General features: G+C 61.7%; 11 protein-coding genes and 3 pseudogenes. 7 read left to right on the top strand and 7 right to left on the bottom strand.

All coding sequences use genetic code 11. From position 1 onward, the window contains the following. Positions 1-50 precede the first annotated feature (50 nt). Positions 51-590: an NADPH-dependent FMN reductase gene (locus tag ACZ1HK_RS13795; RefSeq protein ID WP_472629171.1), complete on the top strand. Its 540-nt coding sequence runs from the start codon at positions 51-53 to the stop codon at positions 588-590. On the opposite strand, the pseudogene ACZ1HK_RS13790 reads toward ACZ1HK_RS13795, so the two are convergent. Continuing rightward, positions 587-1622 (bottom strand): annotated as a pseudogene (locus tag ACZ1HK_RS13790) (NAD(P)/FAD-dependent oxidoreductase). The gene ACZ1HK_RS13795 and the pseudogene ACZ1HK_RS13790 sit on opposite strands and share 4 nt — an antisense overlap. Before the next feature lie 54 nt (positions 1623-1676). On the opposite strand from ACZ1HK_RS13790, the pseudogene mnmC2 reads away from it, so the two are divergent. Further along, a pseudogene (gene mnmC2 / locus ACZ1HK_RS13785) lies at positions 1677-2347 on the top strand (tRNA (5-methylaminomethyl-2-thiouridine)(34)-methyltransferase MnmC2). Further along, positions 2344-3213: a DMT family transporter gene (locus tag ACZ1HK_RS13780; RefSeq protein ID WP_472629170.1), complete on the top strand. Its 870-nt coding sequence runs from the start codon at positions 2344-2346 to the stop codon at positions 3211-3213. Before mnmC2 ends, ACZ1HK_RS13780 begins: the two are co-directional and overlap by 4 nt. Here the strand turns inward: ACZ1HK_RS13780 and crtB are convergent, their stop codons facing one another. Next, entirely contained in the window at positions 3214-4227 is a 1014-nt protein-coding gene (gene crtB, locus ACZ1HK_RS13775) for a 15-cis-phytoene synthase (protein WP_472629169.1), read from the bottom strand. Positions 4228-4231: 4 nt separating this feature from the next. Continuing rightward, positions 4232-5773, bottom strand: a complete 1542-nt coding sequence (locus ACZ1HK_RS13770; protein WP_472629168.1) for a phytoene desaturase — start codon at positions 5771-5773, stop codon at positions 4232-4234. A gap of 131 nt (positions 5774-5904) precedes the next feature. Here ACZ1HK_RS13770 and crtA point away from each other — a divergent pair, with 131 nt between their 5' ends. From crtA to bchO, 4 genes and pseudogenes are all read left to right on the top strand, one after another. After that, on the top strand, positions 5905-6627 hold the full coding sequence (gene crtA, locus ACZ1HK_RS13765) for a spheroidene monooxygenase (RefSeq protein WP_472629167.1): 723 nt from the start codon (positions 5905-5907) through the stop codon (positions 6625-6627). A gap of 7 nt (positions 6628-6634) precedes the next feature. After that, positions 6635-7653, top strand: a pseudogene (gene bchI, locus ACZ1HK_RS13760) (magnesium chelatase ATPase subunit I). Then, complete coding sequence (locus ACZ1HK_RS13755) at positions 7650-9344, top strand: magnesium chelatase subunit D (protein WP_472629166.1); 1695 nt, start codon at positions 7650-7652, stop codon at positions 9342-9344. The pseudogene bchI and the gene ACZ1HK_RS13755 overlap by 4 nt, the downstream one beginning before the upstream one ends. Further along, complete coding sequence (gene bchO / locus ACZ1HK_RS13750) at positions 9341-10207, top strand: alpha/beta fold hydrolase BchO (protein ID WP_472629165.1); 867 nt, start codon at positions 9341-9343, stop codon at positions 10205-10207. The genes ACZ1HK_RS13755 and bchO overlap by 4 nt, the downstream gene beginning before the upstream one ends. 55 nt (positions 10208-10262) lie before the next feature. Here bchO and ACZ1HK_RS13745 read toward each other — a convergent pair whose 3' ends face one another. The 4 genes from ACZ1HK_RS13745 to acsF form a co-directional block, all read right to left on the bottom strand. Next, a complete protein-coding gene (locus ACZ1HK_RS13745) occupies positions 10263-10706 on the bottom strand; it encodes a c-type cytochrome (protein ID WP_472629164.1) in 444 nt (147 codons plus the stop codon). A gap of 85 nt (positions 10707-10791) precedes the next feature. Further along, entirely contained in the window at positions 10792-12006 is a 1215-nt protein-coding gene (hemA, locus tag ACZ1HK_RS13740) for a 5-aminolevulinate synthase (protein WP_472629163.1), read from the bottom strand. Continuing rightward, the gene (gene puhE / locus ACZ1HK_RS13735) at positions 12003-12821 is read right to left on the bottom strand and encodes a putative photosynthetic complex assembly protein PuhE (protein ID WP_472629162.1); all 819 of its coding nucleotides are present in this window, start codon (positions 12819-12821) and stop codon (positions 12003-12005) included. Before puhE ends, hemA begins: the two co-directional genes overlap by 4 nt. Beyond that, positions 12821-13942 (bottom strand): magnesium-protoporphyrin IX monomethyl ester (oxidative) cyclase, encoded by a 1122-nt coding sequence (gene acsF, locus ACZ1HK_RS13730; protein ID WP_472629161.1) that lies wholly within the window; start codon positions 13940-13942, stop codon positions 12821-12823. Before acsF ends, puhE begins: the two co-directional genes overlap by 1 nt. Positions 13943-13948 lie beyond the last annotated feature (6 nt).

The following is a 13948-nucleotide window of genomic DNA, read 5'->3' as shown; positions in this document are numbered from 1 at the left end:
CCCCGTGCCCTAAGTGCCGTTCAACCGATTTGTGTGGCGGAGAAACGAATATGTCCAGCGGAAGACTATTGGGGATTTGCGGATCGCTGCGCGCAGCCTCGCTGAACCGCAAGCTGATGATGGAGGCGAAGGCGGCCTTTGATCCCGAGCTCTTCGAGGATGGGGATTTGCGGCTGCCGCTTTATGACGGGGATCTGGAGGCCTCGGAAGGTATTCCAGAGGCTGTTCAGCGCCTGTCTGACCAGATTGCAGCGGCGGACGCGGTGGTGATTTCGGGGCCGGAATACAACAAGTCGATCTCAGGTGCGCTGAAAAACGCACTTGATTGGGTCAGCCGGACCAAGGGCAATCCGTGGAAGGGTAAGCCCGTTGCGCTGATGTCGGCGGCGGCGGGACGCTCGGGCGGGGAGCGGGGCCAGTTGATGATGCGCGAAAGCCTCGTGGCCTTTCAGCCGAGGCTTTTGCCCGGACCGGAAGTGTTGGTTGGGGCTGCTGCGGATCAGTTTGAGGGGGAGCGGTTGGTCAACCCGATCAACCGCAAGGCTCTTGAAGGGCTGATGGCAGCTTTGCGCGAGGCGGCAGGGCTTTAAAGACTTGCCTCGGGGCGGAAGCTTTCGGGGATGCGGTCGTGACCGTCGAGGATCAGATCGGCTAGCATCTCAGCCACGACGGGTGCCATGGCGAGGCCGATCTTGAAGCCCCCGTTGGCGATATAGGCATTGGGCCGCGTCGGATGCCGGCCCACCATAGGCGCCCGACTGCGCGCGCGGGGCCGGAGCCCGGCCCAACGTTGGATCACAGGCGCGTCGGCCAACGCTGGTACGGCATTGCGGGCGGCCTCGATTAACGGATCAAGCTGCGCATCGGTGCTGGTGGGATGGTCGAATTCCCGCTCGGTCGTGGAGCCGATGGCGACTGTCCCATCCGCATGGGGCACGATGTGGAGGCCATCTGCAAAGATCTGTGGCGCATTCGGCAGGGCGCATTGGAGCAGCGCCGCCTGCCCCTTGATCGGAGCCCCAATGGATTTTCCGAGGTCTGCGGACATCTCCTCAAGATCGGCGGCACCTGTCGCCCAGATTTCGAGACGCGTTGATTCTGCCTTGCGGCACAATCGGCACGCCGCTGCGCCTTGAGGGCCGATGGACAGGCTCAAACAGGCCTAGTTTGGGATGAATTCTGGCTGTCAGCGTGTCGTGTATGACCATCCCGGTTGGGGAGGACACGGGGACGCCAAGCTGACCCGCAGGCACGACCTGCCAAGTGTAGCGGCCGCGCCAAAGCGCAACCGATGTGGCAGCCCTTTCATGGGCCAGTGCGATGGCGGCCTTATCAGCAAGCGGCTGGATGCGCCCGGTGCGCCCGTAGCCGGGATCGGTGCCGGAGACAGAGGAAATCTCGGCCCACAGCCCTTCGGCCCGATCCAGCGCGTCGAACTGCATCGCCTTTTTGGGGTTCCAATTCTCAGGGACATGGGGGGCAAGTGCACCAACTATGCCACCGGAGGCACCCGCTGCCACGCCATTTGGGTCGACCACTTGCACCGACGCGCCGCGTTCGGTCAGCACCCAGGCACACATCAGGCCCATAATGCCCGCGCCCCTGATTGTGATGTCAGCCATTGAAACTTCCCACACCTTGGCAGATCGTCCGCCGGTCAGGTGATAGGGCGCGACATGGATCAGGACCAGCACAAGATCGAATGGCGGGGGGATGTTCCTGTCTCGGCCCGGTTCGATGATCCGTACTATTCGCTCGACAATGGGCTTGAAGAAACGCGGTTCGTTTTCCTCGACGGGAATGACTTGCCACAGCGATTTCAGGACGGGTTTCATGTGGCCGAACTGGGCTTCGGGACGGGGCTCAACTTTCTGGCAACGCTGCAATGCTGGCGGACCGCGCAGGTTGAGGGCGTTCTGCACTTCACCTCATTCGAGGCCTTCCCGATGCCGTTGGACGACCTAAGGCAGGCGCTTGATGTGTTTGAAGGGCTTCCGACCGGGCGAGCTGACGTCTGCCACCGGGCACGGATCTGCCGACAGTCATCTTCACGGGATCAGACTTCACGCTTTCGATCATCCAAGGCGATGCGCGCGAAACGCTCAAGCCATGGGACGGGGCGGCGGATGCATGGTTTCTGGATGGGTTCGCGCCTGCAAAAAACCCTGAGATGTGGTCAGAAGCCTTGCTGGCTGAGGTTGGGCGGCACACCGCGCCGGGCGGAACATTTGCCACCTACACGGCGGTTGGCGATGTGAGGCGGGCCTTGGACACTGCCGGCTTTGAGGTCGAGCGCGTCCCTGGCTTTGGCCGGAAACGGCATATGACCAGGGGTCGGCTCAGATGACGGAAAATCCGCGCATCGGAATCCCGTTGATGATTGCGACGACTTTCGTGTTCGCCGCGCAGGACGGAATCAGCCGGCATTTGGCTGGCGAATACAACGTGCTGATGATCGTGATGATCCGCTACTGGTTCTTTGCGGCGTTCGTGATCGCTGTCGCCTCCCGCCAAGCGGGCGGTGTAGCGGCAGCCGCGCGGACAAGCCAGCCTTGGGTACAGGGACTGCGTGGGGCCCTTCTGGCGATTGAAATCTGCGTCATGGTGGGCGCGTTTGTTTTGCTGGGGCTGGTAGAGGCGCATGCGATTTTCACCTGCTATCCGCTGCTAGTAGCCGCACTTTCAGGCCCTATTCTTGGGGAAAAGGTGGGGTGGCGGCGCTGGACCGCCATCGCAATCGGCTTTGTTGGGGTGCTGGTGATCCTGCAGCCGGGGGTCGCGGTGTTCTCTGTGGAAGCGCTTGTGCCGCTGTGTTCCGCGTTCCTGTTCGCGCTTTACAATCTGCTGACCCGCTTTGCCGCGCGGAAGGACCGCGCCGCGACGAGCTTTTTCTGGACCGGCACCGTGGGCGCGGTTGTGATGACCTGCATTGGCATCTGGTTCTGGGAACCGATGAGCGGGCGTGACTGGATCTGGATGGGTATTCTGTGCGTCACCGGGGCCACCGGGCATTTCCTGCTGATCAAGACCTACGAATTTGCAGAAGCGTCCACCGTTCAACCCTTTGCATATCTGCAATTGGTCTTCGCATCGGCCATCGGACTGGTGGTGTTCGGGGAGGACTTGGCGACCAACGTGGTCATTGGTGCATTCATCGTGGTGGGCGCCGGGCTGTTTACACTGTGGCGCGCCAGGGCCAAGGCGCAGAAGTAATCACTCGGCGGCTGTCATATGGTCTTGTGATTTCAATTGACCAAGGACGGAAATGACCGAGTCACTCCAGACCGGAGCATTGGGTTGTGGGTGGGCCGCGGCCTCAACCAGGAACGCGGTTTCGGGCAAGGGTTTTGCGAAAATCACGGGGCTTTCGGGCAGCACGCTGACAAGACCCGCACGCAAGACAGACAGCGCAAGCAAGCGCATCTTGTGGCCGCCGGTTGTCGTCGCGCGCATTGAGATGCTGTCGTAACCGGACCGCGCCAATTGCCGGCCGATCGCGTCATAGCAATGGCGGGCGGCGAAGATGCCGGGACGAGCGCCAATCGGCAGGCGGCCAATACCGGGCTCGCTTCGGAGGTAGAGGCGGTTGGCTTCCGCCAGAAGGCGCTTGGTGAGGCGTTGGAGTTTTGGCGAGGGCTTGGGGTCGCCCATCACATCCTTGGGGCGTAGACCCATCTCCTCCAGCCAATCGGTGGGGAGGTAAAGCCGTCCGGCCCGCGCATCTTCGCCCACGTCGCGGGCGATGTTCGTCAGCTGCATGGCGACGCCCAGATCGCAGGCACGGGCCAGCGCCTGTTCATCGCGCACCCGCATCAGCACGCACATCATCGCGCCAACGGCGGAGGCCACGCGGGCGGAATAGGCCCGCAGGTCCGACAGGGTTGCATAGCGCCGCTCCATCCCGTCCCAGGCGAGGCCTTCAAGCAGGGCCTCAGGCAACGCGCGCGGCATGTCGAATTCTTCGATCATGGCGGTGAAGGCACGGTCTGTTGGCGTGTTGCGTGGTTGACCCTGATAGGCTGCATCGAGACGTTCTGAAAGGGCAAGAACAGCTGCGGGTTTGTCATCGCCAAAGTCGACTTCATCATCTGCACAGCGGCAGAACGCATAAAGCGCGAGCGCCGGGTCGCGGACGGACGCGGGCAGAAGCTTGGAGGCCGCATGGAAGGAATAGGACCCTTCACGGATCGCAGCGCGGCAATGCTCCATATCTTTGGGATCGATCATAGGGTCACTCGGCAGCAAGGCGTTGGTCTGGTTGCACCATCGGGCGCGGGGCATCTGGAACAAGGTGGGTCAGCACTTCGGACGAGGTCACGACCGAAGGGATGCCGGCCCCCGGATGCGTACCCGCGCCGACCAGGAACAGGCCCGGCACCTCTTCCGAGATGTTGTGCGGGCGGAACCATGCGGATTGGAAAATGCGCGGCTCCAGCGAGAAACCGGCCCCGTGGGGGGAGCGGTAGCGCGATACGAAGGTGTCGGGAGTGAAGATGTGGGACGCGCTCAGGTGATCCTCAAAGCCGGGGATCAGCTGGTCGTTGAGCACCCCGGCCAGCCGAGCGCGGTAGGTTTCGGTCATCTCTTCCCAGTCCACAGAACCGGCGCCATGCAGGTTTGGGACAGGAGACAGAGCGTAGAATGTGTCATCGCCAGCGGGCGCGGCACTCGGGTCGGACACCGTGGGCCGGTGTAGGTAGATCGACATATCCTGCGCCAGTTTGCGGCGGATGAAGATGTCATCCAGCAGGCCGTTGTAGCGCGGACCGTTCAGGATGGTGTGATGGCCCACATCGCCCCATTTGGCGCGTGTGCCCTTGGTGCCGAAATACCAGACAAAGAGCCCCATGGACCAACGCGACCGGTTGAGGCGCTTGGGCGTCCAGCGCTTTTTCTGATGCTTGGCCAGCAGATGTTCGTAGGTTGTGCCGGGATCAGCGTTCGAGACAACGATGTCGGAGGTCAGCGCCTCCCCATCCGCTGTCACGACCCCACTCGCCCGACCGTTCGTCAAGGTGATCTCGCTGATATCGGTATTCAGACGAACCTCGCCGCCCTGATCCTTGATCACACGGACCATGGCGTCGGCCATCGCTTGCACGCCGCCCATCGCATAGTGAACGCCGAACTCTTTTTCGAGATGGCTGACAAGGATGTACATGCTGGTGACGCGCGTCGGATCGCCACCAATGAAAAGCGGGTGAAAGGACAGGGCCATGCGCAGGCGTTCATCTTTCACGCGGCGCGCGGCATGGCGGTAGACGGAACGATCAGCCCGCAAGCGCACGAAACCGGGCAATTCACGCACAAGGTCCATCAGCTTGTTCATCGGACGGCGGCCAAGCCCTTCGAACCCGAATTGGTAGCGCGTTTCGCTGTCGTCCAGGAATTTGCGATATCCGGGCAGATCATCGGGTGAGAGGCGGGCGATTTCAGCCTCCATCGCCGTCTCATCCTGCTGCACGCGAAGGGCAGAGCCATCGCGCCAGCGGATCTCGTAATACGGGTCAACTGGCCGCAAATCGACATCGGCATCGAAGTCGCGTCCACACTCGGCCCAGAGCTGACGGAAGACCTGCGGGACAGTTACGATGGTCGGGCCCAGATCGAAGCGGTGACCATTCTGCGTGATGGACGAGCCGCGGCCGCCGGCGCGGTCCAGACGATCGAGAACCGTAACATGGTACCCCTTGGCCCCGAGTCGCATCGCGGCGGACAGGCCACCTAGGCCAGCGCCAATAACGATTGCACGGGATGGATCGTTGGGGGGCATCCGGTCGTTTCTTTCCCTAAGTGTCCATTAAAACTTACAGTATCCACCCAAAGCACACATTGCAAAGGCGATTTATCTTTCAAATCAGGGACCACTATGTCAGATTAAGTTGACACATGGAAAGACCGGCCATGCAATCTGTGACTCTCAGCCTGTTCCGCTTTGGCGCGCTGTCCGCGCGCCTGTGGGCGTTTGCCCAGATGGGACTGGCGCGGCGCGGCCTGTCCAAAATTCGCGATATCGAGACGTGGAAGTTGTGCGGATCAGGCACGGGTGAGGGCTTTACCCCAGTGCCCAACACCGCCGTTTATGCGATTCTTGCGACATGGCCCGATCATGATGCGGCCCGGCGTGCGATCCATGGCAGCGACGTCTTTCGGCGCTACCGCGCACACGCCACGGAAACACGGACACTGTTCCTGAGTGCCACGTCCGCACGCGGGACTTGGGCCGGAGAGGCGCCTTTCGACGCCGGTGCAGAGCCCGACCATGGCCCAATCGCCGCGCTGACACGCGCCACGATAAAGCCAAGGATTGCCGCCAAGTTCTGGGGCCGTGTACCTGGCATTTCCAAGGTGATCGGTGAAGACCCGAATGTTCTGTTCAAGATTGGCATCGGTGAGGTGCCCTGGCTGCACCAAGTGACCTTCTCGATCTGGCCAGATGCGAACAGCATGGCCGCCTTTGCCCGCCACGACGGGCCCCATGCCCGCGCCATTCGCGCCGTCCGGACGGAGCAATGGTTCAAGGAAGACCTTTACGCCCGGTTCAACGTGGACGCCATCGAAGGCGTCTGGGAGGGAAGACCCCCGACCTGCCGCTGGCCGATCAAATGCGTGATGACACAAGGATAGCCGCCGAATGAAAGATATGAAGCGCCCCGGCCCTTTCCCGTTCTCCGCGATTGTGGGTCAGGATGAAATGAAACGGGCCATGATCCTGACGGCCATTGATGGTGGCATTGGCGGGGTTTTGGTGTTCGGTGATCGCGGCACCGGCAAGTCGACTGCCGTGCGCGGGTTGGCGGCACTGTTGCCTGAGATAGACGCGGTCGCCGGGTGTCCAGTGAACTCCGAGTATGTCTCTGATGTGCCGGATTGGGTCACTCTTATGGATGCCAATACCGTCTCCAAACCGACGCCCGTCATCGATCTGCCCCTTGGCGCAACCGAGGATCGAGTGGTTGGCGCATTGGATATCGAGAAGGCCCTGACAAAAGGCGAGAAAGCCTTTGAGCCGGGCCTGCTGGCGCGGGCAAACCGGGGTTATCTTTACATTGATGAGGTCAACCTTCTGGAAGATCACATCGTTGATCTTCTGCTGGATGTTGCGCAATCGGGCCTGAACGTGGTGGAGCGTGAAGGTCTTTCGATCCGCCATGCGGCAAAGTTCGTCTTGGTCGGGTCCGGCAACCCCGAAGAGGGGAGCTTAGGCCGCAATTGCTCGACCGCTTCGGACTATCGGTCGAGGTTGAAAGCCCAAAGGACCTGGATGTGCGCATCGATGTGATCCGTCGTCGCGATGCCTACGACCGCGATGCGCTCAGCTTTTGTGCGGATTGGGAAGGGGCCGACGCCGATCTGCGCGGGAAGATCGTGGATGCCCGCAAACGCCTTGGGTCAGTGGATGCCGACGACGAGATCATCCGCGATTGCGCCGCACTCTGTGTTGCCCTCGGCTCGGACGGGCTGCGGGGTGAGTTGACGCTTCTACGCGCGGCGCGGGCGCTGGCCGCCTTTGAGGGTGATGCTAAAGTGACCCGTGACCATCTGCGATTGGTGGCGCCAAGCGCGTTGCGGCATCGCTTGCGTCGCGATCCCCTGGACGAAGCCGGGTCTACGGCTCGAGTGATGCGTGTCGTGGATGAGGTTTTGGGGTGAGCGGCCCACTTGCACGCTGGCATTCGGTCAATCTGGCCGTCGCGTGCTTTGCGCTTGATCCTGCAGCGGTTGGAGGCATTGGCGTCAGGGGTCGTGTCGGCCCCGTGCGCGATCGGTTCGAAGCCGGATTGCGCGTCGCTCTGGCGGATTCACCTATTCATCGTATTGCTCCGAGCATGGCCGATGAGGCGCTTTATGGCGGACTAGACCTGGCCGCGACTTTGGAAACAGGCACGTTGCGCCAGACCCAAGGCATTGTCGACCGCGAAGGGGTGTTGTTTCTACCGATGGCGGAACGCGTCGAGGCGGGAATGGCAGCGCGCCTGGCCGCAGCACTTGATACACGGGCGGACCTTGCACTGGTCGCGTTCGATGAGGGGGCCGAACCGGGGGAGAGAGTACCCGACACGCTATCCGACCGGTTGGCGATCCATCTGGATCTGTCCGACCATCCGCTGTCCGACGCACCCGCGTTGGAATTTGACATGGCCGCTTTGGTTGCGGCGCGCGCGGCCCTGCCGAACGTTTCGGTGTCTGACGCCGCACTAGAGGAACTGGTGGTCGTTGCAGCGCAGCTTGGCGTTCATTCCTTGCGCGCGCCTTTGCAAGCGCTGGCCGTCGCGCGCGCATCTGCGGCGCTGTCCGGCGCACCTGAAGTGGAAGAGCAAGATTTGCTGCTGGCCGTCGAATTGGTGCTTGCCCCACGTGCCACGCAGATACCCGAACAAGCCGAAGACGTGCAGGAACCTCCGCCACCTCCGCCACCGCCGCAGCATGAAAGCGCCGACAATAGCGACCAACCTGACCCGGTTCAGGAGGATGTTCCGACCGAGATTTTGCTTGAGGCCGCCCGCGCGATGCTGCCGCCGGATCTGTTGGCCCGGATGGCCGCTGCGAAGGCAAACAATTCGCCCGCTGGAAATGGGTCCGGCGCAAAACGTACGGGCAACAGGCGCGGTCGCCCCATGCCCCCGCGACCCGGTCGTCTAGGAGGCGGCGCGCGGCTGGATCTGGTTGCGACGCTGCGCACCGCCGCACCGTGGCAAACCATTCGCCGCAATCTGACGGGGGACGATACGCGCATCCACGTGCGTCCGTCCGACCTCCGCATCCGGCGCTACCAAGAGGCATCGGACCGCGCGATCATCTTTGTGGTCGATGCGTCCGGATCTTCCGCCATGGCGCGATTGGCCGAAGCGAAAGGCGCAGTAGAACTATTGCTGACCGAGGCCTATGCCAGACGCGACCACGTGGCTTTGGTCGCATTTCGGGGCGACGGATCCGAAGTATTGCTGCCGCCGACACGGTCGCTGGTCCAGACGAAGCGGCGGTTGTCGAGCTTGCCCGGAGGGGGCGGCACACCTCTTGCTGCAGGCTTGAAGGCCGCAATGGATTTGGCGGGTCTCGTGCGCGGGAAAGGCATGACCCCATCCATCGCTCTGCTGACCGATGGTCGCGCGAATGTGGACCTCAGCGGTGCCGCAAACCGCGCTCAAGCCTCAGAGGACGCCACGCAAATGGCGCGCGTCCTGCGGGCCGAAGGTGTGCCCGGGCTTGTGATCGACACCGGGCTGCGCCCAACACGCGGTCTTGACGGGTTGGCCCGTGAAATGGGCGCACCATACTTGCCCCTGCCCCGCGCTGACGGACAAAGCCTATCGCGCGCTGTGGACGCAGCGCTGGCCCCGTGAGCGTTCATCTGCCACCGCCCGGCTGGCCGAACCGATCCGCCAGCCAAAGCGTACAGGTCGTGCCGCATCGCTGGCATGTGCAACGCACAGGCGCAGGCCCGATCGCGCTGATGCTGCACGGGGCCGGTGCCTCAGCCCATACATGGGCGCCACTTCTGGACGCCGGTATTGGCGATTGGGATGCGATCATGCCCGACCTTCCCGGCCATGGGTTCACGAAAAGCCCGCGTGGGCGCGCGCGTCTGCCAGATGTGGCCACGGATATTTCGGCCCTGCTGGCGCATCTGAACGCCGAACCAGAAGTGATCATCGGCCATTCCGCCGGCGGCGCTGTCGCCCTTGAATTGGTGCGGCGTGGGCTGTGCAAGCCTCGGCATTTGGTTATCCTGAACGGCGCGTTGGAGGATTTCCAGGGGGCCGCCGGCGTTCTTTTCCCGGTCATGGCAAAGGTTCTGGCCCTGAACCCCCTGACCGGGTTCTTTCTCCCCTCTGGCGCGCAAGCGGTGAAACAAGCCAGGTCGGTGATTGCATCGACGGGGACCGAACTGCCCGATGCTTTGCTACAGCCCTATGCCGAGCTGATAAGTCGGAAATCCCATGTGGACGGGACCCTGGCCATGATGGCGCAATGGTCGCTGGCAGAGCTTGGCAAGGCGTTGCCCCAAATCGACACGCCCACCTTGTTCATCCATGGCGCGGCGGATGAAGCCGTTGGCGTGAAGGCGGCGCAGCGGGCGGCGGATGCGATGCCAAACGCGGATCTGATCGTATTGGACGGTGTGGGCCATCTATCGCATGAAGAGATGCCGGAACGGGTGGCACGCGACATCCAAGCCTTTTGCGCAATGTCCCCCGCAAACTGAAAGGGGCGACCCTTGGGCCGCCCGTTTGTGAATTTCTAGAAGCCGTCAGGGCTGCTTATTCTTCCGGTCCGCCAAGCGAGACGAGGTACGCGTAGAGGTTCAGTGCGTCCTCTTCCGACCGCACGCGGAAGCTCATCGCGCCGCGCAGGCTGTCATCACCGGTGGTTTCACGAATCCAGCCGGTCGGGTCTTGCACGTACCCGACAAACGCCGCCTCGTCCCACTCAGTGCCCGCTTCCATCAGGGCCATCAGACCGTTGGAGTACCGGAAATCCTCGACCGAACCGATCGTGCGGCCATGGATGCCCCAGAGGTTCGGGCCGGTCCGCGCGTTGCGGCCTGCCAGCGTTTCGCCTTCGGCGTCCACAACAACGTGGCAGGAAATGCACTGACGAAACGCGCGCTCGCCTGCTTCTGCGTCACCGGTCGCATGGCCGTCGGCCAAAACGGGGGTGGTCAGAAGTGCGGCTGCCGCTGTCAGGACAGAAAGTCTTTTCATGGGTTGCTCCCTTCGAGTGTGCTCACGACTGTATACCTAGGTGTATCCAGAATCCGTCCACACCTTTTTGTGAAGTTTTCGCGTCTTAGGCAACAGCATGCGCAATTGCGCACTGCTTCCAGAGAGTTTTCAGCGCCATCACCAGATATTCGATATCCTCATCCGAGTGGAGCGGGCCGGGCGTGAAGCGCAAGCGCTCTGTACCCTTGGGGACGGTGGGATAATTGATCGGCTGCACGTAGATGCCGAACTGATCCATGAGGATATCGGCAAGCATTTTGCACTTCACAGGATCCTTCACCATCACTGGAATGATGTGGGACGGATTGTGTTCGTGCGGAATGCCCTCGGCATCCAAGCGCGCGCGCAGACGCTCTACCTGGCGGCGCTGCATGGCGCGTTCCCAGCCGCTTTCCTTCAAGTGCCGGATCGACTCGGTCGCCGCGGCGGCGACGGCAGGCGGCAGGGCGGTGGTGAAGATGAAGCCGCTTGCGAAAGAGCGGATGAAATCAACCAGCGCGTGGGAGCCGGTAATATATCCGCCCACGCATCCATAGGCCTTGCCGAGCGTGCCTTCGATCAGGGTGATGCGGTCCATCAGGCCTTCGCGTTCCGCGACACCGCCGCCGCGCGGGCCGTACATGCCGACTGCGTGGACCTCATCAATGTAGGACATCGCGCCGTGCTTTTCGCAGACATCGAGGATTTCGGCGATGGGGGCGATGTCACCGTCCATGGAATAGACCGACTCGAAGGCAACGATTGGGGTCGCATTGGCTGGCAGTGCGGCGAGCTTGCGGTCAAGGTCTTCGGGGTCGTTGTGCTTCCAGATGACCTTGTCGCATTTGGCGTGGCGAATACCTTCGATCATCGATGCATGGTTGAGGGCGTCCGACAGGATCACCGCATTGGGCAAGCGAGAGCCCAGGGTCGACAGGGACGCCCAGTTCGACACGTAGCCAGAGGTGAACAGCAAAGCCGCCTCCTTGCCATGGAGGTCAGCGAGTTCAGCCTCCAGCAGCTTGTGGTGATATGCATTGCCCGAAATGTTGCGTGTGCCGCCCGCGCCCGTGCCGCAGCTTGCAACCGTGTCCATCATCTTCTGCATGACCTTGGGGTTCTGGCCCATGCCGAGATAGTCATTCGAACACCAGACCGTCACGCGGTCCTGCTCTCCGTTGCCGTGGTTCTTCACGCGGGGGAAATCGCCCGTTTCACGCTCCAACTCGGCAAATACACGGTAATTCCCCTCTTCCTTCAATTGGTCGAGTTGGGCTTCAAAGAGCTGGTCAAAGTTCATCGGACTTCCTCGCTTAGTCTTGTCGCTTGGGCAGGCTGGGGCCGTTCGGGCAGCATCCATCGCCATAGTTTTTCGTCAGGGAGCGGGAGCACCATGAACCAGTGCTCCAACAGGGCGAGCGCAGTCAGTGCGCCCAATAAGGCAAAGCCGACACTGTCGGCCTGGCTTTCAGACACCCAAAGTCGTTCCAGCCAACAGGCGGCGGTGAACGACAGGGCGGTGATCGACATCGGGAACAGCCAGTTCATCCGCGCGGTGCGGAAATGGCTGGGAAGATGTTCCAGGGGTTCGGGAATGAACTCCACATTGATCTTCCGCACCCCGAGATAAAGGTTCAGCTTCGCGCTGATGCGGGCGGCAAAGAGGATCGCGAAGGTCCAGGTGCCAAACTGGTTTTCGGCGCCCACACCCCAGGCCAAACCGACCATTCCGGCGAGGACCGCAACCAGAAGCAACTCGTGATAGGCGATGGTGCCCCAGGCGCGAATGAAACGCTCCCACTCCGGCACGCCATGGCGCGCGTCAGTGGTCACGGGGCCGGTGATGGTGCCAGTTAGGAAAGCCAACTCGATCCAGCCCCAAAGCGCCAACGCCGAGAGGAAAGCCACATAGACCCCGGCAACGGTATCATTGCCGAGGGTATCCACGAAGCCCGCCGCGCCCAGAACGAGGAACGGCAGGTTCATCAGCACCGCCCAAAGCCGCGCGTGTGGCCCGCCCTTGTCGGCGCGCCGCACAGCAAACAGGATCGCCCCGGTGGAGAACCACCAGACGAAGAGGGCCGCAAGGGCCGCGATCCAGGGCGAGCTGATCATCAGTAGGCAGGCTCCAACCGGACGGACGCAGGCGCCGTGTGCTGGTTTGCGGGTATCGTGAAGAGGTTCACGAAGGCAGCCGCCGCACGAACACTGGCCCCGATGCGCTTGAAGAATTTGCCGTTAGCCTTGGCATCCGCCAAATCAACATTCGCGCGCTGCATCGCCTCAAGCCCGCGCTGCCAGCGTGGGTTTTCGATGTCGAGCGTGATCGGGAAGATCTGTTTTGTGATCTCGGACGTCTTGGTGAAGACCTCATGCGCGTACCAATCCGGATCGACGCCAAGGGCCGCGTGGAACACGGGCCGCTGGTGGTCGCGGACATACATGGTGGAGTAAACCGCAGTTAAGAAGAACTTGATCCACAGCTTGTTCACCCAGGTCTCAGTGAGCTTCGGATCGCTCTTCATGATCAGCGCGAAGGCTTCTCCATGAGAGAACTCATCGTTGCACCATTCACGGAACCACTTGAAGATCGGGTGGAACCGATGCTCGGGGTTTGCTTCCAGATGGCGGAAGATGGTGATGTAGCGGGCATAGCCGATCTTCTCGGACAGATACGTCGCGTAGTAGATGAACTTGGGCCGGAAGTAGGTGTATTTCTTCTTCTGCGTCAGGAAACCAAGGTTCACCGCGATGCCAGCCTCACGCAACGCATCATTGATAAACCCGGCATGGCGCGCCTCATCCCGGGCCATCAGCTGGAACAGTGTGACGATGTCATCGTTGTTCCCACGGCGCTTCATTTCCTTGTAAAGCACACAGCCCGAGAATTCGGCAGTGCACGAAGATACCAGGAAATCAACGAACTCCGCGCGCAGCGCAGGCTCCATGCCTTCCCAATCGACCGTGTCCCAATCTTCATTTTTCTTGAAGTGACCACGGTTAGGGTCGGACTTCATCTGGGCGATCAATGTGTCCCAATCTTCACGAACGGACGACACATCAAGGCTGTCCATTTCATCGAAATCGGTGGTGTAGAAACGCGGGGTCAGCAGGGTGTTCTGCATGGCCAGCGCCGTGGCGCCTTCGCTGTCGACGATGCCCTGATGGTTGTCGGCGGCCAGCGCCTCTTCCACGGTCGATGCATCGGCGGAGTGTGTGTAAGCCGTATCCTTCATGCGACC

It is taken from the genome of Gymnodinialimonas sp. JB5-7 (assembly GCF_055693405.1).
Note: the sequence above shows the minus strand (reverse complement) of the source record. Positions and strands in the feature narration are given on the sequence as shown.